Source organism: Methylomagnum ishizawai, assembly GCF_900155475.1.
Classification (GTDB): domain Bacteria; phylum Pseudomonadota; class Gammaproteobacteria; order Methylococcales; family Methylococcaceae; genus Methylomagnum; species Methylomagnum ishizawai_A.
In genome coordinates this window covers 469,061-487,145 of the sequence record NZ_FXAM01000001.1, presented here as the reverse complement: position 1 = coordinate 487,145, position 18,085 = coordinate 469,061, and the positions used below count along the sequence as shown (strand labels likewise).

The window sequence follows — 18,085 nt, the reverse complement described above, 5'->3', positions numbered from 1 at the left end:
AAAGCGACCGGCCCGAGTATAGGAAAGCTGTATTACATTTCGATTAAATCGCTCTTCCAAAAGGTGACAGCTTTATCACCAAAAAGAAACAAGCCCCGTCCGAGCTTCAAATCTCAGCCATTTGACGCATAGGCTTGCCAAGCGTCTGGATGGGGACAGGCGCATAAGCCCAAGACCAAGCATAGCGCGGCCTGGAGATGATCCTGGGCGGCTTGGGAGAGGGCCGCGCCCAGCTCGAAATCATCGCCCCGGATACCCAGCAAGAAACAAGGTGGCGGCGCGACACCATTGATCCTTTGGTAGACACCCAGCACGGCGGCGGGGCTGAGGGCGTGGGTGGTGTAGGCCATGGCTTCGGCGGGAACCAACCGTTCGAAACGATAGGGCGGGTCGCAACGGGTATGGGCGTCTGCGAACAACACCAGTTTCCGGCCCGCGAGGTCCAGGGCGTGTTCGACCTGCAATTGGAAATCGGTCAAGCACTCGATGCCGCCCGCCGCGTGGCGGGTATCCGGGTCGAGATGGGATTCCAAAAGGTCCAGCAAGGCCGGACCCAGGGCGTCGTCGCCGCGGCTGGGATTGCCGTAACCGAAAATCAGGAGGTCAGCCATGAGGTCGCCTATAGGAGATGGGGTTGGGGCGGGTTCCCATGCCCCGTTTGGGAACCCTGAAATCCGCCGGAAAACGCGCTAACCGCCGGGCCGGTTGAGGGGCTTGGCGGGCTTCCATTCAAAACTGGGCTCGTCGAGGGCGGCGGCGGCGGGCGTTTCCTCCTCGCTGGCGATGGGTTCCAAACTCAGGCCCGAACGGCCCGGCGCGGGCTTGGGTCTTTCGGGCGGCGGGGTTTCGGCTTTATTGCCCGGCGCGGGCGCGGCCTCGGGCGGGGGGGCTTCCTCCTCCGGCTCGACCATCCGCGGTTGGCCCAGGTTGATCTTGAGCCGCACATTGTTGGCCGAATCGGCGTTCTTGATGGCGGTTTCCTCGCCGATCAAGCCCTGCCGGTACATGCGGACCAGATGGTTGTCGAAGGTCTGCATCCCCACGCCCTCGGATTTTTCCATCACCTCGCGGATGGTATGGACCTCGCCCTTGCGGATCAAATCGGACACCAAGGGCGTGCCGATCAGGATTTCGATGGCGGCGGCGCGCTTGCCGTCCACCGTCGGCACCAGGCGCTGGGAGATGAAGGCCCTGAGGTTGAGCGACAAATCCATCAACAACTGGTTGCGCCGCTCTTCCGGGAAGAAATTGATGATGCGGTCCAGGGCTTGGTTGGCGTTATTGGCATGCAGGGTCGAAAGGCAGAGATGGCCGGTCTCGGCGAAGGCCAGGGCGTATTCCATGGTGTCCTGGGAGCGGATTTCGCCGATCAGGATCACGTCGGGGGCTTGCCGGAGGGTGTTCTTGAGCGCGTCCTCGTAGGACTGGGTATCGACCCCCACCTCGCGCTGGTTCACCAGACTCTTCTTGTGCGGATGGATGAACTCGATGGGGTCTTCGATGGTGATGATATGGCCGGCGCTATGGGTGTTGCGGTAATCGATCAAGGCCGCCAGCGAGGTCGATTTGCCCGACCCCGTGCCGCCGACGAACAGCACCAGCCCGCGCTTCTCCATGATGACGCTCTTGAGGGTCTCGGGGAGGCCCAATTCTTCCAGGCTGGGAATCTTGACCTTGATGTTGCGCACCACCATGGCATAGGCGTTGCGCTGCTTGAAGATATTGACCCGGAACCGCCCCACGCCCGGCTCGGTGATGGCGAGGTTCATCTCGGGCCGATGCTCGAATTCGCGGCGCTGCTCGGCGTCCATGATCGAATGGGCGATTTCGCGGATGCTCTCGTCGGTCATCATCAAGTTGTCGATGGGCGTGAGCTTGCCCTGGAACTTAGCGGCGGGCGGGGCGTTGGCGGTCAGGTAAAGATCGGAACCATCCTTGTAGACCAGGAGTTTGAGATAGGCTTGGAATTTCATGGAGCGCTCTCCAGGGCTGGATTCATGGGCGAAGAAGAGGAAGAACGCAGGGCCGCGCCCCGGTTCATTGTCCATTATATGATGATACAGGGGTACACTCCGGTCGGACACGGGTCCGACCGGAGGACGCGGGTTCAGGCGTGGCGTTGCAGGCGGGAGACGAGTTTCTCCTCGGCATCGAGGATTTCCAGTTCCAGGGGCATCTTGCCCAAGGCGTGGGTGGCGCAGGACAAGCAGGGATCGTAGGCGCGGATGGCGACTTCCAGATGGTTGAGCAAGCCTTCGGTCGGTTCCACCCCGTCGAGATAGGTCGCGGCCACCTGGCGGATGGATTCGTTCATCGCCTGGTTGTTGCTGGTGGTCGAGACGATCAAATTGGCCTTCACCACCAAATCCTGGTCGTCGATCTGGTAATGGTGGAACAAGGTGCCGCGCGGGGCTTCGATCACGCCCACGCCCGTGTAGCGCTTCTGGCCTTTCACCACCAAGTCGGTGCCCAGGATTTCCGGGTCGAGCAGATAGCGCTGGATGCCCTCGGCGGAATGCAAAGCCTCGATCATCCGCGCCCAATGGAACGCCAGGGAACCCTGCATCGGCCCGCCCGCGCCATAGGCCATGAAGTCCTGGCGGGCGGCTTCCGCCAGCGGGGTATCGATGAAATCGCAGTTATTGACGCGGGCCAGGGGACCGACCCGGTACCAGCCGTTTTCCTTGCCCTTGGACACGATGTAAGGGAACTTCATATAGGACCAGGGCCGCACCTCCTCGCGCAGGTAATCGGTGTATTGGCGGTAATCGACGTGGTCGAAGATGTCCTGTCCCAGGTCGTCGCGGGCGCGCAGGCCACCATGGTAGAGGTCCATCGCGCCATCCGCGCGGATCAGGCTGAGGAAGTTGGAGCGGATATAGGCGAACTGGCCGTTATGTTCCAAATCGGCGAGATGCAGGCGCTTGGCCAGTTCCACCGCTTCCTGGCTCCATTGGACGGCCTCGGCGATGCCTTCCAGCAAATAATCGCGTTCTTCCGCCGAGAGCGCCTTGTTCATGCCGCCGGCGATGGCCCCGGTGCCATGGACGCGCTTGCCGCAAATCATACGGATGACTTCCTGGCCGTATTTCCTGAGCTTCACGCCCTTGAGCCCCACATCGGGATAATCCTGGATCACGCCGACGATATTGCGCTTGGCGAGGTCGCTGCCGAAGCCGAACAACAAATCGGGCGAGGCGAGGTGGAAGAAATGCAGGGCGTGGGATTGCAGCATCTGGCCGAAATGCAGCAAACGGCGCAGCTTGTCGGCGGTCGGGGTCAGTTGATCGACGCCGACCAGTTGGTCCACGGCCTTGGCGGCGGCGAGGTGGTGGCTGACCGGGCAGATTCCGCACAGGCGCTGCACCATGATCGGCAGTTCCCAATAGGGACGGCCCTGGATGAAGCGCTCGAAGCCACGGAATTCGACGATATGGAGGCGGGCCTGTTTGACGCGGTTGTCCTCGTCCAAGAGCAGGGTGACTTTGCCGTGTCCCTCGACCCGGGTGACGGGATCGATCACGATCCGCTTGAGGTTTTCCGGGTTGGCGGCGGTTTCCAAATGTTCGTACATAACCTATTCCCCACGGGTGGGCCGCCCAGCCGGCGGCTTCCCGAAGCATAACACAGGCGCTGGAAACGACTGTTTAGGTCCAGGGAAATCACCCGCCGCCGATCCGACGAAACCCGTTGCAAATCGCCGATATTGGCGTATGTTTGCAGCTAGGAACTCCCGCCGGCGGTGGTTCCGCCGTCCGGCGCCGGTTTCCCCCAGCGGGGAACACGGTCCCGCCGGTCTCCGCCCGCGCCAAGCGCGGCGGAGTTCGCTTCCAACAGGGGTGGACCCCACCCAGGAGCGCGTTATGTACCTCAAACAGAAGAAAGACGGACATCTGGTTGAAGTGCTGGGCCTCAACGACCTCGTCAACCCGATCCACACCCAGGTCATCGGCCGCCTGCATTACGGCGAAGAAATGCAGGAACCCGATAAATTCCCCAAAACCGAGCTGATATTCCCGTCCGGCGAGGCGCTGCCCCGATGCTGGATGGATGTGCATTACCGCGACCAGGAGTTGCACCGCTAGCCACTACGGGCCGGGCGCTGGCCCGGCCCCCGACACCCAGCCCGAGGCGAGGCGGTGCGCCTGCCGCGTCGTCTCGGGCAAGCGGAACCGCCCGGTACAGCGCAGCACCCATTCCACCGCCGTTTCCAAGCCTATCCTGTGCCCCGCCGAGACATAGATCGGTTGCACACCCCGCCGGGTACGCAACACCGCGCCGATGATTTCTTGTTTATCCACCAGCGGCACCCATCGCCCTTTCTCGTCCGGGACTTCCTCATGCCTGCCACAGAGCCGGGTCTTGCCGACCCCGATGCTGGGCAGGTCGGTCAACAACCCGAGATGGCAGGCGATCCCCAAACGGCGCGGATGGGCGTAGCCCTGACCGTCCACCAGCAATAAATCCGGCAACACCGCCAAGCCCGCCAGCGCCTTGAGGATCGCGGGCACCTCGCGGAAGGACAGGAGGCCCGGCACATAGGGGAACACGGTCGGCAGGCGGGCGATGCTGCTTTCGATCAAGCCGAGTCCGGGATAATCCAGCACCGCCACCGCCGCCCGCGTCACTTTGCCCTCGTCCTCAAACCCCACATCCACCCCTGCCACGCGCCGGATATCGGCGGGCAGTTCGTCCTCGATCTTCACCAGCCTACGCAGTTGGTTTTGCAGGGCTATCGCGGCTTTGGAATCGAGGTTCCAGGGATGTTCGTGGTGGATTCGCATGGCCTGACCCTTGCTTCTGGCTGGGTTGGTTTGTCAAACGGCTGGTGGTAGCGCGGGGGTTCGCTGGCTCCCTGCGGGCCGGGGCGGAGTTGATTGTAAGGCTGATCCAGGTCCGGTCCGTTCCGCGCAAGTATCATCGTAAAATTTTACAGTTGCCCGCCGTTCCCCAAATATGCCTGCCAGCCATATTTTCATCTTTTTGTTTTATCTGACACTTTTATATTTTGGCTTGGTTTGTGCTTTAGCGGCCTAACCAACGAAATCGGCCTAAAAATTTGGCCTACCACCCACCCAGCATAACTTTATTGATTCAGCAGGTACGGAATGAAAAAACTCAGAACCCTCCGCTTCACCGCCCTTCTCCTTGCATTCTCCGCCCTCGCGCCCAGCGTGGACGCGGCCCCCATGCTGGTCGGATCCGGGCCATATACTGGAATATCCGATATCGACATCTCGGGCACCAGCTACGACGTAACCTTCATAGAAGGCACTTATAGTTCGCTTGTTTCCACCCATTTCGGGCTGACCCAAGGCAACGACAGTTTGGCCGATGCCATAGCTTCCGCCATCGCAAGCGTGCTTCTTGCCACTCCCACCACGCGGGCGGAGGTTTACGGGCTGACTGGAACAGCATCGGGTAGCTCGATCATGATACCCACCGGCATCGGTTTCCCATTCGGCCCTGGCACACCGTTTGTCATCGGTTCCAATGTGCATTCGGATTTCGCCGCCAGCAATTGGCAAGTAGACACCTCCCCGGTGCCGCTAAACTCTCCGACCGACGACACCACCACGGGTGATCTGGTCTACGTGGACGTCACGCTCTCGGCGGCGGCGGTTCCAGAACCCACCTCCCTCGCGCTCTTCAGCGTCGGCCTCGCCGCGGCCGCCGTCCGCAAAAGCCGCCGCAAACCCGCTTAAAGCCTCCGCCCCACGCGGGCCCACCACGGCCAGCGGGCCACGCATCTATCCCACCGGGCGGCTCTTCGGAGACCGCCCGCTCCGCTCCAATCCTCGTCGAAAAATTTTACAGCCGCAAACCGCTCAGGACCGGGTGCCCCGGCGCTTGGCCTCATCCCACAGCGCGTCCATTTCGGCAAGACTGCTTTGGTCCAGGGTCTTGCCCAAGGCGGCGACGCGCTCCTCGATATAGCGGAACCTCTGGCTGAATTTACGATTGCCGTCGCGCAGGGCCGATTCGGCGTCGATATCGAAATGCCGGGCCAGATTCACCACCACGAACAACAAATCGCCGATTTCCTCGCGGATATGTTCGGCATCGCCGTCAACCTGGGCTGCTTCCAGTTCCAGCAATTCCTCGCGCACCTTGTCGAACACCGGCCCGATCTCCGGCCAATCGAAACCATGGCGGGCGGCGCGTTTTTGCAGTTTCTGCGCCACCATCAGGGCCGGGAGTTTGTCGGTCAAACCGTCCAGCACGCTGGGGACGGGTTCGGTCTTGCCTTTTTCCTGGCGCTCGGCTTGCTTGGACTCCTCCCAAGACCGCTGCCGTGCCTCGTCGCTGTCGAACACCACGCCGCCGAACACATGGGGATGGCGGCGCACCAGCTTATCGGCGATGGCCCCGGCCACGTCGTCGAAGCCGAACAGGCCGCGTTCCTCGGCGATGCGGGCATGGAAAACCACTTGCAGCAGCAAATCGCCCAGTTCCTCACGTAAATCCTCGGCATCGCCGCGCTCGGCGGCATCGGCCACTTCGTAGGCTTCTTCCAGGGTGTAGGGGACGAGGCTGGCGAAATCTTGTTGTACATCCCAAGGGCAACCGGTTTCCGGGTCGCGTAAACGGGCCATGATGTCGAGTAGGCGGAGGGTGTTTTGCATGGTGGTATGGATGCGATGGTAGGGTGGGCACGTCTTCCGCGCCCACCAGGATGGGTTAAGCGGCCTCGGCGATCCCGTTATGCCGCAACAAGGCATCGATATTCGGCTCGCGCCCCCGGAAGGCCACAAATACATCCATCGCTTTGCGGCTACCGCCGGTTTCCAAGATGTTTTCCATGAAGGCACGGCCCGTGTCGGCATCGAACACGCCCTTCTCCTCGAACAGGGAATAGGCGTCGCTCGACAGGACTTCCGCCCATTTGTAGCTGTAATAGCCCGCCGCATAACCGCCCGCGAAGATGTGCGAGAAGCTATGCGGGAAGCGGTTGAATGCGGGCGGCACCACCACCGCCACTTGCTTACGCACCTCGTCGAGGATGGCGTAAACCCGCCCGCCCTGGGCCGGATCGTATTCGCGGTGCATACGGAAATCGAACAAGGAGAATTCCAACTGCCGCACCATTTGCATCCCGGATTGGAAATTGCGGGCGGCGGTCATCTTGTCGAGCAAGGCTTGCGGCAAGGGTTCGCCGGTCTGGTAATGGCCGGAAATCAGGGCCAGGGCTTCCGGTTCCCAACAGAAGTTCTCCATGAACTGGCTCGGCAGTTCCACCGCGTCCCACTCCACGCCATGGATACCCGACACGCCCAGATGGTCCACCTGGGTCAGCATATGCTGCAAACCATGGCCGAATTCGTGGAACAGGGTTAGCACCTCGTCGTGGCGCAACAGGGCCGGAGTGTCGCCGGTCGGCGGAGTGAAATTGCAGGTCAGGAAGGCCACCGGGGTCTGTATCGCGTCGCCTTTGCGGCGGCGGGTCAGGCATTCATCCATCCAGGCACCGCCGCGTTTCTTGGGGCGGGCGTATAAATCCAGGTAGAACGCGCCGCGCTTGTGGCCGTCGCGGTCGTGGATTTCGTAGAAGCTCACGTCGGGATGCCAGACCTCCACGCCCTCGACGGCCTGTATGCGCAGTCCGTACAGCTTTTCCACCACGGCGAACATCCCGCTCACCGCCTTGGACGCGGGGAAATAAGCCCGCACTTCTTCTTCGGACAGATCGAACTTGTGCTGGCGCAGCTTTTCGCTGGCGTAGGTCAAGTCCCAGGATTGGGCCTCGGCCAGTCCCAGATGCCCGGCGGCGAAAGCTTTGAGTTCGGCCAAATCGCGGCGGGCATGGGGCAGCGAGCGTTCGGCCAGATCGGTCAGGAACGCCACCACCTCATCGGTCGAAGGGGCCATCTTGGTCGCCAGCGACAATTCGGCGAAATTGGCGAAACCCAGCAACCCGGCTTCCTCGTGGCGCAAGGCCAGGATGCGTTCCATCAGCTCGGTGTTGTCGAACTGGCCCGCGTTCGGCCCGAGTTCGGACGCCCGCGTGGCATAGGCGGTGTAGAACTCCTGCCTGAGTTCGCGATGGTCGGCATAAGTCAGGATGGCGATATAAGACGGGAATTCCAGGGTGAACCACCAGCCCGGCAAATCCTTGGCGGCGGCGGCCTGGCGGGCCATGGCCTTGGCCGAATCGGGTAGCCCGGCCAAGAGGCTCTCGTCCTCGATATGCTTGGTCCAAGCCTGGGTGGCGTCCATCAGGTGGTCTTGGAACTGGCTGGTCAGCTTGGATAATTCCTGGGCGATGTCCTTGTAGCGGTCCTTTTGCTCGGGCGGCAGATCGACGCCGGACAGACGGAAATCGCGGAGGGCGTTGTCGATGATCTTGCGTTGGGCCGGGTCCAAACGGGCGAACTCGGGACCGTCGGCGATGGCGCGGTAGGCCCGGTACAGGGCTTCGTTCTGGCCGACCTCGGTGGCGTATTCGCTGAGCAAGGGCAGGCAGGCGTTATAAGCCTCGCGCAGCGCGTCGCTATTGACCACCGAATTCATATGGCCGACCGGCGACCAGGCCCGGTTCAGCTGATCGTCCAGGTCTTCCAAAGGCTCGACCAGATTGTCCCAGGTGTAGGTCTTGCCCGGCTCCAACAGGGCGGCGATGGCGGCGCGGTTAGCGGCCAGGAGTTGGGTGATGGCGGGCACCACCTGCTCGGGCTGGATGCGGGAAAACGGCGGAAGGTCGTGGGATTCGAGTAAGGGATTGCTCATGGGGTTGTCGATCCGGGATGGGGTGTTTAAGGCAACAAGGGCAGGGGTTCCGACCCGTCAGCCCTCGAAAAATTTCATGGCCTGGGCGATGGCGTCCTTGGCCTCGTGCAGCACGCGCAGCGAATACGCGGGCGAAAGTTGGTGGTTCTTGAGTTTGGCGCAGGCCGGGATGGCGTTGATGGCGGGCAGCGCGGCCATCTGGGGCGTGCCGATATAGGCATGCAGCTTGGACAGGATGACGATATCGTTCAGGGTCAGCCGCTCGCCGCCGTCGTAATACCAATCCTCCGCCACCTGCGGAATGATGCCGAGTTCCGGGGGGAAATCCCAGCGTTTGAGGAGATAAGCCCCCACCGGCCCGCGCACCAGGGGCAGGATGGCTTCGACCTCCGCCGGGGTCCACAGCGTCCTGGGCAGGTTCTCGGTGAAATAAAGACAGGGCACCGCCCCGATATCGGCCAGCAAACCGGCCAGCAAGGCTTCTTCCTGGCTCATCCCCGGATTATCCGCCGCCAACACATAGCACAGGGCCGACAGATGGATGCTGCGCCGCCAATGGTTTTGCGCGATCCGGGCGAGGTCCTCGTCCTTGCAGCGGAACACCTGCTTGAGCGAGAACGCCATGACGAGGTTGCGGGTCGCGAGCAACCCCAAGCGGCTGACCGCGTCCAAGCAGGTCACCGCGGGCCGGGACGGCAGGTACAAGGGGCTATTGGCGATATGCACCAGCCGCGCCGCGATCACCGGATCGAGTTGCACGATACGGGCGATCTCGGCCAGGCCGATATCTTCCCGCACCGCCTGGCCGACCCTGGCGGCGACCTCGGGCAGGGAGGGCACGCGCAATTCGTCGTCGCGGTAATGCTGGCTGAACGCCTGGAACAAGGAGCTTTCCCGCACCGCTTCGGGGATGTCCAGATTGTCGGCGTCCAGGCTATGGGGAACCTCCTGGGTCAAGGTCGAACCCAGGCTCATGATCTTGGCCGAGACCCGCAGGATTTGCACATCGGTCTTGGCTTCGGCGGTGGCGGTGTAATGCTTGCCATAGCACAGCGGGAAGCGGGCCTTGGCGGTGTCCGCGCCGATTTCGTAACGGGTGCCCGGCCCCACGTCCATGACGACGGTGCCCTCCAGCAGGTAATGCACATATTTGATGGGATAGCCCGCCCGGAACAGGATGGAACCGGGGCCGCAAACCTCGGCCTTGCGCTCCAGGGCGTAGGCGCCCAACTCGTCGTCGTCCAGGTTGCGGATGGGGAACAGCTGCTTGAGGATGTCCAGGGTGATGGGCAGGGGGAGCCGCGCGGAAGGCAGGATCACCCGGCGCTCCGGGCTGGCTTCCACCAGTTCGGAGATTTCGGAATCGGGTTCTCGATGTTTCACCCCGAACAGGCGGCGGAGGAATCCCATGGGTTTCAGCCCTGTGGACGATGGTCGGAAAGGGTGGAAATACACGCTATGGCGCGTCCCCATCATAACCAGCGGGCCGTTATTCGGCAAAGGCGGACCCCAAGGCCGCTTCCGGCCCGGCCCATGGCCAAGCCCGGTTTTTGCCCCGTCTATAATGAATGGTCTTGATTTGCGCCAAACACACCGCGTGGAGCGTGCCCGTCCATCGCACCGACACCCGGCCCAGCCCCACCGACACGACCGCGCCCGATGCCACAAGCCACCCGCCTCCTGATCGTCGATGACGATCCGCTTACCCGGACCCTCATCGGCGGCACGCTCAAAACCATGGGATTCGATATCGCCGAGGCCGGCGATGGCCTGGAATGCCTCGCCTTGTTCGGGTCCGAGCCGGTGGACGCGGTGCTGCTGGATGTGATGATGCCCGGCATGGACGGCTTCACCGCCTGCGCCGAACTGCGGAAACTCCCCCAAGGCCGACATACCCCGATACTCATCATGACCGGGCTGGACGACCTGGAATCCATCACCCACGCCTTCGAGGCCGGGGCCACCGATTTCATCACCAAACCCATCAACTTCCCCCTGCTCGGCCACCGCGTGCGCTATGCGCTGAAGGCCAGCGACACCACCCGCCGCTTCGCCGACAGCGAACGCCGCCTGCACCGCCTCGCCTATTTCGACAGCCTCACCGAGTTGCCCAACCGCGAGTTCTTCAAAGAACACCTGCACTACATGGTGTCGCTGGCAGCGGCGAAAGGCAGCCCGCTGGCGGTGTTGTTCCTGGACCTCGACGGCTTCAAACGCATCAACGACACCCTGGGCCATCCCCTGGGCGACAAGGTGCTCAGGGCCGCCGCCGAACGCCTGCGCCAGAGCCTCAGGGCCGGCACGGCGGTGGGCTGGTCGGATCGCTTCCGGGAAGGCGACGCCCTGGCCCGGCTGGGCGGCGACGAATTCACCGTGCTGCTATCCCGGATCGAGCGGGCGGAGGACGCCTCCCTGGCCGCGGAGCGCATCCGCACCGCGTTGGGCCAAGCGCTCAAGATCGGCGGGCAGGAACTTTACACCACCACCAGCATCGGCATCGCGGTGTTCCCGGAAGACGGCGGCAACGCCGACGAACTGCTGCGTAATGCCGACCTCGCCATGTACTACGCCAAGCGCGACGGCGGCAACACCCACCGCCGCTTCTCCGGGCAGATGGCGGCGGCGGTGCTGAAGCGCATGACCCTGGAAAACCTGCTCCGCAAGGCCATCGAACGCGGCGAACTACGCCTGCACTACCAGCCGCAGTTCAACATCGGCAACGGGACGGTGGCGGGCGCGGAAACCTTGCTACGCTGGACCAACCCGGAACTGGGCATGGTGTCTCCCGCCGAGTTCATCCCACTGGCGGAAGACACCGGCTTGATCGCGCCCATCGGCGAATGGGTGCTGCGCAACGCCTGCGCCCAGGCCCGGGCTTGGCGCGACCAGGGCTTGACCCTGCCCAGGGTGGCGGTGAACGTCTCGGCCGTGCAATTCCTGCACAAGGGCTTCCCCGACCTGGTGACCCGCATCCTGGAGGAAACCGGCCTGGAACCCCGGACCTTGGAACTGGAACTCACCGAAAGCGCCCTGATGCGGGACGCCGATAGCGCGGCCCTGGCCTTGCGTACCCTCAAGGACATCGGCGTGCAACTCGCCATCGACGATTTCGGAACCGGCTATTCCAGCCTGAGCCGCCTCAAGCAATTCCCCATCGACCGGCTCAAGATCGACCGCAGCTTCGTCCGCGATATCGAAACCGACGCCGACGATGCCGCCATCGCGGTCGCCATCATCGCCATGGCTTCGAGCATGAGGCTGGAAGTGGTGGCCGAGGGCGTGGAAACCCCCGGCCAATTGGAATTCCTGAGGAACCGGGGTTGCCACGAGGTACAGGGTTTCCTGTTGAGCCGCCCCCTGCCCGCCGAACAGATCGCCGCGCTCCTGGCGCGGCCCGGCGCGCGGCGGACGGGCGGCGCTTAAGGATCGCCGGTTTCCCAACCCCGCCTGGAACGGGCGCGCGCCGCCATGCCGCGAACACCCCGCCCACGATCACGCGCCACTCTATTTCCCCGCAACGCCGCCCCCCCGCCCGCGAAATCGGCGACACTGGCGACCCCGCCTTCCCGACTCCCGGAGACGATCCCCATGGAATCCATCAGCGCGTTCGAAATCATCAAAATCGGCATCGGCCCGTCCAGTTCCCACACCATGGGACCCTGGCGGGCGGCGGCCCAGTTCGTGAAGGAGTTGGGCGACCTGGACGCCGTGGCTCAAATCAGCGCCCGGCTCTACGGCTCCCTGGCCAAGACCGGGGCCGGGCACGGCACCGATATCGCCGTACTGATGGGCCTTTCCGGTGAGGACTACACCCGGATCGACACCGGCGCGATCCCGGCCAAGGTCGAAAAGATCAAGCGCGAGGGCCGTATCCACCTGGGCGGGGTCCGGGAACTCCCCTTCGTCTACGCCAGCGACCTCGTATTCGAATACGACACCACCCTGCCCCGCCACGCCAACGCGATGCGCTTCGGCGCGATCCTCAAGGACGGCTCCATGGTGGAGCAGACCTATTACTCGCTGGGCGGCGGTTTCATCGCCACCGAACACGAGCCCGATCCCGCCAGCGTGAAAAAAATCGTCACCCCCTACCCTTGCCATACCGGCGCGACCCTGGAGGACAATTGCCGCAATCTGGGGCTGTCGGTGTCCGAACTGACCTATGTCAACGAGCAGGCCTGGCGCAGCCGGGCCGAGATCGACGCCCTGGCCCTGGGGCTGTGGAAGGAAATCCGCGAATGTATTTTCCGCGGCGTGAACAGCGAGGGCTATCTGCCGGGCGGCTTGCGGGTGCGCCGCCGCGCCGCCGAGATGAACCGGCGGCTTTTGGGCGATGCGGTCTACGCCAGCCTCAACCAGTGGCTGGACCTCATCCAAAGCCAGCCGCGCGACTTCACCCGCGTCAACAAATGGATTTCCTGCTTCGCCCTGGCGGTGAACGAGGAAAACGCCTCGTTCGGACGCATCGTCACCGCCCCGACCAATGGCGCGGCGGGGGTGATCCCGGCGGTCTTGATGTATGCCTGGTGCTTCCTGGACGGTTTCGACGCGGATAAAGTCATCCGCTTCCTGCTCATCGCCGGGGAAATCGGCACCTTGTTCAAGAAGAACGCCACCATCTCCGCCGCCATGGGCGGTTGCCAGGCCGAAATCGGCGTGTCCTCGGCCATGGCGGCGGCGGGGCTGGCCGAAGCCCTGGGCGCTTGCCCGGCACAGGTTTTGATCGCCGCCGAAATCGCCATGGAACACCACCTGGGCCTGACCTGCGACCCGGTGGGCGGGCTGGTGCAGATTCCCTGCATCGAGCGCAACAGCATGGGCGCGATGAAAGCCATCACCGCCGCCAATATCGCGCTGGAAACCGACCCCAAGGATGCCCGTGTCAGCCTCGACGCCGTCATCAAGACCATGTGGGAAACCGCCCAGGATATGAACAGCCGCTACAAGGAAACCGCCGAGGCCGGCCTCGCCATGCACATCCCGGTCAGCGTGCCCGAGTGCTGAGGCCGGGCCGCAGGTTCAAGCCGGACGGACTGTAGGGTGGGCACGTATTCCGTGCCCACCGGGATGATCCGCAAAGGGTGGATGGGTACATTCCCACGATTCAACCCGCGTGATAGCCATACAACCAACGCGCCTGGCCGCCGCCCAGGTTCCGCACCGAATGCACCGCGCCCGCCGGGATTAATAATGCCTCCCCGGCTTCCGGGTGGTGGGCCACCCCGTCGATCTCGAACTCGACCCGGCCCTCCACCACCATCACCAGTTCATCGACGCCGTGGACGAAATCCTCCCAGCGCTGGCCGGGCGGGTCCACCCAGAGATCGCAACCGAAACCGCGCCGACGCCAATCTTCCGCTACCGCCGCCCTATCGACCATGGTGCTACCTCCCCAGTTGTTGGAACCTCAACCCCGGACCCAATAAATCCCGGCCACGACCACCCCCACCCCCACCACGATGCCGCGTAGCAGGGCCGGTTGGATCCGCCCGGCCAGCTTGCCCCCCAAGGCTCCACCGACCAAAGCCCCCGCCGCCATCGCCAGCGCCACCGGCCAATCCACCCGCCCCGACAGCGCCAGGAACAGCGCCGCCGCCGTGTTGACGGCGAAGGCGATGCCTTGCTTCAAGGCGTTGAGCCGGGTCAGGGTATCGTCCAGCACCAAGCCCAGCATCGCCAGCACGATCACGCTCACCCCCGCGCCGAAATAACCACCATAGACCGCCGCCAGGAACGCGGGCACCACCCCCAGGGTTTCCAACCAGCGGGCCGAATCCGGATGGCGGGCGCGGCGCAGCAGCCAGCCGCGCACCCAGTCCTGGCAGGCCAGCAACAAGGCGGCGAACAGGATCAGATAAGGCACCAGGGCGCGGAAGGTCCGTTCCCCGGTATGCAGCAGCAACACCCCGCCGACGATCCCGCCCAAGATGGCGGTGGGCAGGTACCACCACAAGCGGCGGCGTTGCGTACGCAAATCCCCGGCCTGGGCCAGGGTGGCGGCCAAATAACCGGGACACAGCGCCACGGTATTGGTGATATTGGCCTCGATGGCGGGCAGGCCCACCGCCGTCAACAAGGGGAAGGTGATCAAGGTGCCGCCGCCGGCCAGGGCGTTCACCGCGCCCGCCGCCAGTGCGGCCAGGGCGACCAGCGCCCATTCGATGTCGCTCATGCTTGGATTTCCGATCTAGGGAGAAAAAGGCGCCGCTCAGGCCGAGCGCTTGAACGCCAAGAAGGCGCGGGCACAGCCTAGGTCGTATAGGATCAGGCAAGCGGCCAGCCCGGTCTCGTCCGGTACGGTGGCCTGGGTCGCCAAGGTTTCCCAAAGGCCGGGCGGCTCCGGCGGCGGATCGGGCAATTGCCGCAGCAATTTGGCGAACTTGGCCTCGTGGACATGGGCCATGGCCGCCACGAAAGCGTGGTTCCAGCTTTCCAGTCCTTCCGGCAAACGGCAGGACCACCGGGCCAGCGCCTCGCGCATATTGTTCCGGCCCACGTCGTCCAGGCCGCGCATATTATCGGCCAGCACCGCGTTCATGGTTTGTAGCCGTTGCACCACCGGGGGCGGCACCTCGGCGAACAACAACCCCGCGAAGATTTCGGCCACCGGACGCGGCGACGGGGCGCTGGGTTTTACGGATTTTTGGGGTCTGTTGGGCGGACGGCGCATGGAAGCAATAACGGGTGTATGGAGTGAAACAATAATAGCGGCCCCTGGGCCGACCCGGCATAAGGGAATCGCTTATCGCCACGGAGCAATCTGTCAACGCAAGTCGAATTCCAGGGGCCGACAGCGACAGGCAGGGAGGACGGAAGGTTCTGCCGGGGAAGGTGGCGTCAAGCGGTCCGATAGTCCGGGGCGGAATCCATCCACCGAGTTATCCACAGGTTTGGGCAGGTCCGGCCTGGGTTTCCCCATAACCCCTACCCTTTATAGCCAACTGATTTATAAAGCAAAAAACCCGTTGCCCCCGGAGTTTAGCGCTTGTGGCACCGTTCGCCGGGATAATCCACCCCACGAATATCCACAGGCCAGAGGGAACCTTCGGCGGGGCGTTTTCCATAAAGGGATATTTCACTGGTTCCCAAGCGCCGCTTGGGAATAACCGAACAATAAAACGGCGAGACCGCGGGCCGAATCAAGCGGTTTAGAGGCGGAGCTTCCAATATAGATAGACCGCCCAGCCCAGCAAATGCGCGGCGATGATGATATGCAGCAGAATCTTATAGGTCGATTTCCGGGTTTTATGGCGCAATTGGTTCTGGGCCACCAAAGCGCCCGGCCAGCCGCCCATGAGTTCCAGGATCAGGAGGTAGTTTTCCGGGACACGCCAGCGACGGGTGGCGGCATGGGTTTTGTCGGCCCCGTAGATCATGATGGTGATCAAGCTGAAGATACAGTAGGAAAAGAACGGCAGCGGGTTCCGGACCACCCACAGCGCATAGGACGACAACACCAAGGGCGTCAGGATCAACAGGTTGGTCAGCCAGGAGCGGGGCTTGGGCACCAGGGAGAACGGCTTGGGTTCCTGGTGTTCGTAGTCCATGCCTTCGATGAGGGCGAAGACCACCCGCTTCTTGTCCCCGGCCTCGGCGCTATCGTCGGGCCGGAAGCGTACCCCGTCGCCGATTTCCGGGCGGCGGCCCATGCCCTTCTTGAAGGCGGTGATATGGATGAAATGGTCGTCTTGGTCGCCGTCCGCGGGTTCCGGGCGCACGAACCCGAAACCTTTCAGGTCGTTCCACATGACCAGGGTACCCTTGAGCAAGGGGGTTTTGCGCGAGGCGGATTTCTCGGCGGTGGACATAGGCGTTCGCGTGGGTGGGGTGGAGGGTTCGGGACCGCGTGGCGGGCCATCCATGGTGTTGTTTTTATCAACCGGGGCCGGGGTTGGCCTATTTGATCGCCAGCATCCCGCAGAAGTTATACCAGCGGAAAAACACATCGCAAGTCCTGAAGCCGTTGCGGAGCAGGAGTTCGCGGTTTTCCTCGAAATGGTAGGGGATCAGCACGTTTTCCAGCGCCTCCCGCTTCTGGGCGATTTCCAATTCGGAATAGCCGTTGCGCTTTTTGAAATCGTAGTGGTACTTGATGAACAGCCGGTTCACGGTCGAATCCTGGCCCAGCACCTTTTCCACCAGGATCAAGCAACCGTTGGCGCGGGTACCCTGGGCGATGGCGGCGATCAGGCGGTCGCGGTGCAGGGGCCGGACGAATTGCAGGGTCAGGTTCATGACGACCACGGAGGCATCGACCAGGGCGACGCCTTGATCGAGGTTCTGCCGGACCAGTTCGCAAGACCGGGCCAGACCATGGCGGGCCAATTTTTGGCGGGCCTGTTCCAGCATCTCGGGCGAAGCATCCACCCCGACGAAGGCCACGCCCGGCGGCACCACCCGGTCCAGGCACAACAAGGTGGTGCCGGTGGAACAGCCGAGATCGTACAAACGGCTGCCCTCGGCGGCGAAGTCGGCGGCGATTTCGCCGATCATGCGCTGTAGCTCGGCGTAGAAGGGCACGGAGCGGTCCAGCATATCGTCGAACACCAGGGCGGTTTCCTGGCCGAAATTGAAATCCCCGGCGATGGGCTGGGGCGCGCGGAACAGTTGGTCTTTACTCATGGCGGGCGGCGGGTGGCGACTCGATACCCGCAAGCATACCAGCCGCCGCCGGGTGGGCGCTCGCCGGACTCAGAACGCGGCTTGCCGCAAGTGGTGGCGGGTGATCCGCTCCAACAGCACCGCCGAGTGATAGCAGGCGTCGGTGGTGGCTTCCAGGAGTCCCAGGATTTCGGTCCAATCCAGCTCCGAAATCAGCGACAGCGAACTATGCCGCCGGTGCGATTTGCGCCATTCGTGATAGATGGTGTCGGCTTCCTCCTCCCAGCGCTTGAGCGCTTCCCGGCAGTCCCGCACTTCGTCCAAGGCGTTGCCGGGATAGCGCCGCACCTCGACCGCGAGCCGCGCCGCCATCTCCAGGATGATCGCGAGGATGCGCTGGGCGTCCGGCTCGGCCCGTTCCGGCGTGAAGATATCGATGACCCGCGCCGTGTTATTGAGTCCGTCGATGATATCGTCGAGGTGCTTGACCCAAAGCTGGGTCAGGTGGATGAGTTCCGAATAGGGGGGGTCTTCCAGGGCGCGGTGGGCCTCGGCGGTCAGCCGGTCGCCGAATTCCTCCATACGCTTGATTTCGGCGATGTGGGCTTGGGGCGTGTCGAGGTGGCCGAACAAGCGCTTGAGTTCCTGGCCGCAGGCGATGGAATTGTCGAGATGTTGCCGGAGCAGGCTTTCGAGCGGGCGGAAGCGGGGATCGGGGGACATGGGAACCTGTGCGGGCCAAGCCGGTGGGAGGGGC

17 protein-coding genes are annotated in these 18,085 nt (G+C 63.3%); 4 read left to right on the top strand and 13 right to left on the bottom strand.

What is annotated here, in order from left to right; all coding sequences use genetic code 11:
- Positions 1–113: 113 nt before the first annotated feature.
- From B9N93_RS02060 to B9N93_RS02050, 3 genes are all read right to left on the bottom strand, one after another.
- Positions 114–611: a hydrogenase maturation protease gene (locus B9N93_RS02060; protein WP_085210438.1), complete on the bottom strand. Its 498-nt coding sequence runs from the start codon at positions 609–611 to the stop codon at positions 114–116.
- Positions 612–689: 78 nt separating this feature from the next.
- Positions 690–1,973, bottom strand: coding sequence for a PilT/PilU family type 4a pilus ATPase (locus tag B9N93_RS02055; RefSeq protein WP_085210436.1), 1,284 nt, complete (start codon positions 1,971–1,973; stop codon positions 690–692).
- Between the two features lie 134 nt (positions 1,974–2,107).
- Entirely contained in the window at positions 2,108–3,574 is a 1,467-nt protein-coding gene (locus tag B9N93_RS02050) for a Ni/Fe hydrogenase subunit alpha (protein WP_085210434.1), read from the bottom strand.
- Between the two features lie 289 nt (positions 3,575–3,863).
- Between B9N93_RS02050 and B9N93_RS02045 the strand changes: the two genes are divergently transcribed.
- Positions 3,864–4,085 carry an acetyltransferase gene (locus tag B9N93_RS02045; RefSeq protein ID WP_085210432.1) on the top strand — a complete coding sequence of 74 codons (222 nt, stop codon included), beginning with the start codon at positions 3,864–3,866 and terminating at the stop codon, positions 4,083–4,085.
- A gap of 3 nt (positions 4,086–4,088) precedes the next feature.
- Here the strand turns inward: B9N93_RS02045 and nfi are convergent, their stop codons facing one another.
- Positions 4,089–4,784 (bottom strand): deoxyribonuclease V, encoded by a 696-nt coding sequence (gene nfi, locus B9N93_RS02040; protein WP_085210430.1) that lies wholly within the window; start codon positions 4,782–4,784, stop codon positions 4,089–4,091.
- A gap of 324 nt (positions 4,785–5,108) precedes the next feature.
- On the opposite strand from nfi, the gene B9N93_RS02035 reads away from it, so the two are divergent.
- A complete protein-coding gene (locus B9N93_RS02035) occupies positions 5,109–5,705 on the top strand; it encodes a PEP-CTERM sorting domain-containing protein (protein ID WP_085210428.1) in 597 nt (198 codons plus the stop codon).
- A 123-nt stretch (positions 5,706–5,828) separates the two neighbouring features.
- Here B9N93_RS02035 and mazG read toward each other — a convergent pair whose 3' ends face one another.
- From mazG to B9N93_RS02020, 3 genes are read right to left on the bottom strand one after another with little or no spacing between them, the layout of a single operon-like run.
- Positions 5,829–6,626, bottom strand: a complete 798-nt coding sequence (gene mazG, locus B9N93_RS02030) for a nucleoside triphosphate pyrophosphohydrolase (RefSeq protein WP_085210426.1) — start codon at positions 6,624–6,626, stop codon at positions 5,829–5,831.
- 55 nt (positions 6,627–6,681) lie between these two features.
- On the bottom strand, positions 6,682–8,727 hold the full coding sequence (gene prlC, locus B9N93_RS02025; RefSeq protein WP_085210424.1) for an oligopeptidase A: 2,046 nt from the start codon (positions 8,725–8,727) through the stop codon (positions 6,682–6,684).
- Between the two features lie 57 nt (positions 8,728–8,784).
- Complete coding sequence (locus B9N93_RS02020) at positions 8,785–10,137, bottom strand: HDOD domain-containing protein (protein ID WP_176225095.1); 1,353 nt, start codon at positions 10,135–10,137, stop codon at positions 8,785–8,787.
- Positions 10,138–10,386: 249 nt separating this feature from the next.
- Here B9N93_RS02020 and B9N93_RS02015 point away from each other — a divergent pair, with 249 nt between their 5' ends.
- Positions 10,387–12,150, top strand: a complete 1,764-nt coding sequence (locus B9N93_RS02015; protein WP_085210421.1) for a putative bifunctional diguanylate cyclase/phosphodiesterase — start codon at positions 10,387–10,389, stop codon at positions 12,148–12,150.
- A gap of 165 nt (positions 12,151–12,315) precedes the next feature.
- Positions 12,316–13,731: an L-serine ammonia-lyase gene (locus tag B9N93_RS02010; protein WP_085210420.1), complete on the top strand. Its 1,416-nt coding sequence runs from the start codon at positions 12,316–12,318 to the stop codon at positions 13,729–13,731.
- Positions 13,732–13,831: 100 nt separating this feature from the next.
- Here the strand turns inward: B9N93_RS02010 and B9N93_RS02005 are convergent, their stop codons facing one another.
- The 6 genes from B9N93_RS02005 to B9N93_RS01980 form a co-directional block, all read right to left on the bottom strand.
- Positions 13,832–14,107 (bottom strand): cupin domain-containing protein, encoded by a 276-nt coding sequence (locus tag B9N93_RS02005; RefSeq protein WP_085210419.1) that lies wholly within the window; start codon positions 14,105–14,107, stop codon positions 13,832–13,834.
- A gap of 27 nt (positions 14,108–14,134) precedes the next feature.
- Entirely contained in the window at positions 14,135–14,899 is a 765-nt protein-coding gene (locus B9N93_RS02000) for a sulfite exporter TauE/SafE family protein (protein WP_085210417.1), read from the bottom strand.
- 36 nt (positions 14,900–14,935) lie between these two features.
- Complete coding sequence (locus tag B9N93_RS01995) at positions 14,936–15,334, bottom strand: hypothetical protein (protein WP_085210415.1); 399 nt, start codon at positions 15,332–15,334, stop codon at positions 14,936–14,938.
- Between the two features lie 541 nt (positions 15,335–15,875).
- The gene (locus B9N93_RS01990; RefSeq protein ID WP_176225094.1) at positions 15,876–16,535 is read right to left on the bottom strand and encodes a DUF1294 domain-containing protein; all 660 of its coding nucleotides are present in this window, start codon (positions 16,533–16,535) and stop codon (positions 15,876–15,878) included.
- An 88-nt stretch (positions 16,536–16,623) separates the two neighbouring features.
- Positions 16,624–17,349 carry a carboxy-S-adenosyl-L-methionine synthase CmoA gene (cmoA, locus tag B9N93_RS01985; RefSeq protein ID WP_085210413.1) on the bottom strand — a complete coding sequence of 242 codons (726 nt, stop codon included), beginning with the start codon at positions 17,347–17,349 and terminating at the stop codon, positions 16,624–16,626.
- A 69-nt stretch (positions 17,350–17,418) separates the two neighbouring features.
- The gene (locus B9N93_RS01980) at positions 17,419–18,051 is read right to left on the bottom strand and encodes a DUF47 domain-containing protein (protein WP_085210412.1); all 633 of its coding nucleotides are present in this window, start codon (positions 18,049–18,051) and stop codon (positions 17,419–17,421) included.
- Positions 18,052–18,085 lie beyond the last annotated feature (34 nt).

Bases quoted from the DNA above. Each gene is read 5' to 3' on its own strand.
- B9N93_RS02060 (WP_085210438.1), bottom strand. From the start codon at position 611: ATGGCTGACCTCCTGATTTTCGGTTACGGCAATCCCAGCCGCGGCGAC.
- B9N93_RS02055 (WP_085210436.1), bottom strand. From the start codon at position 1,973: ATGAAATTCCAAGCCTATCTCAAACTCCTGGTCTACAAGGATGGTTCC.
- B9N93_RS02050 (WP_085210434.1), bottom strand. From the start codon at position 3,574: ATGTACGAACATTTGGAAACCGCCGCCAACCCGGAAAACCTCAAGCGG.
- B9N93_RS02045 (WP_085210432.1), top strand. From the start codon at position 3,864: ATGTACCTCAAACAGAAGAAAGACGGACATCTGGTTGAAGTGCTGGGC.
- nfi (WP_085210430.1), bottom strand. From the start codon at position 4,784: ATGCGAATCCACCACGAACATCCCTGGAACCTCGATTCCAAAGCCGCG.
- B9N93_RS02035 (WP_085210428.1), top strand. From the start codon at position 5,109: ATGAAAAAACTCAGAACCCTCCGCTTCACCGCCCTTCTCCTTGCATTC.
- mazG (WP_085210426.1), bottom strand. From the start codon at position 6,626: ATGCAAAACACCCTCCGCCTACTCGACATCATGGCCCGTTTACGCGAC.
- prlC (WP_085210424.1), bottom strand. From the start codon at position 8,727: ATGAGCAATCCCTTACTCGAATCCCACGACCTTCCGCCGTTTTCCCGC.
- B9N93_RS02020 (WP_176225095.1), bottom strand. From the start codon at position 10,137: ATGGGATTCCTCCGCCGCCTGTTCGGGGTGAAACATCGAGAACCCGAT.
- B9N93_RS02015 (WP_085210421.1), top strand. From the start codon at position 10,387: ATGCCACAAGCCACCCGCCTCCTGATCGTCGATGACGATCCGCTTACC.
- B9N93_RS02010 (WP_085210420.1), top strand. From the start codon at position 12,316: ATGGAATCCATCAGCGCGTTCGAAATCATCAAAATCGGCATCGGCCCG.
- B9N93_RS02005 (WP_085210419.1), bottom strand. From the start codon at position 14,107: ATGGTCGATAGGGCGGCGGTAGCGGAAGATTGGCGTCGGCGCGGTTTC.
- B9N93_RS02000 (WP_085210417.1), bottom strand. From the start codon at position 14,899: ATGAGCGACATCGAATGGGCGCTGGTCGCCCTGGCCGCACTGGCGGCG.
- B9N93_RS01990 (WP_176225094.1), bottom strand. From the start codon at position 16,535: ATGTCCACCGCCGAGAAATCCGCCTCGCGCAAAACCCCCTTGCTCAAG.
- cmoA (WP_085210413.1), bottom strand. From the start codon at position 17,349: ATGAGTAAAGACCAACTGTTCCGCGCGCCCCAGCCCATCGCCGGGGAT.
- B9N93_RS01980 (WP_085210412.1), bottom strand. From the start codon at position 18,051: ATGTCCCCCGATCCCCGCTTCCGCCCGCTCGAAAGCCTGCTCCGGCAA.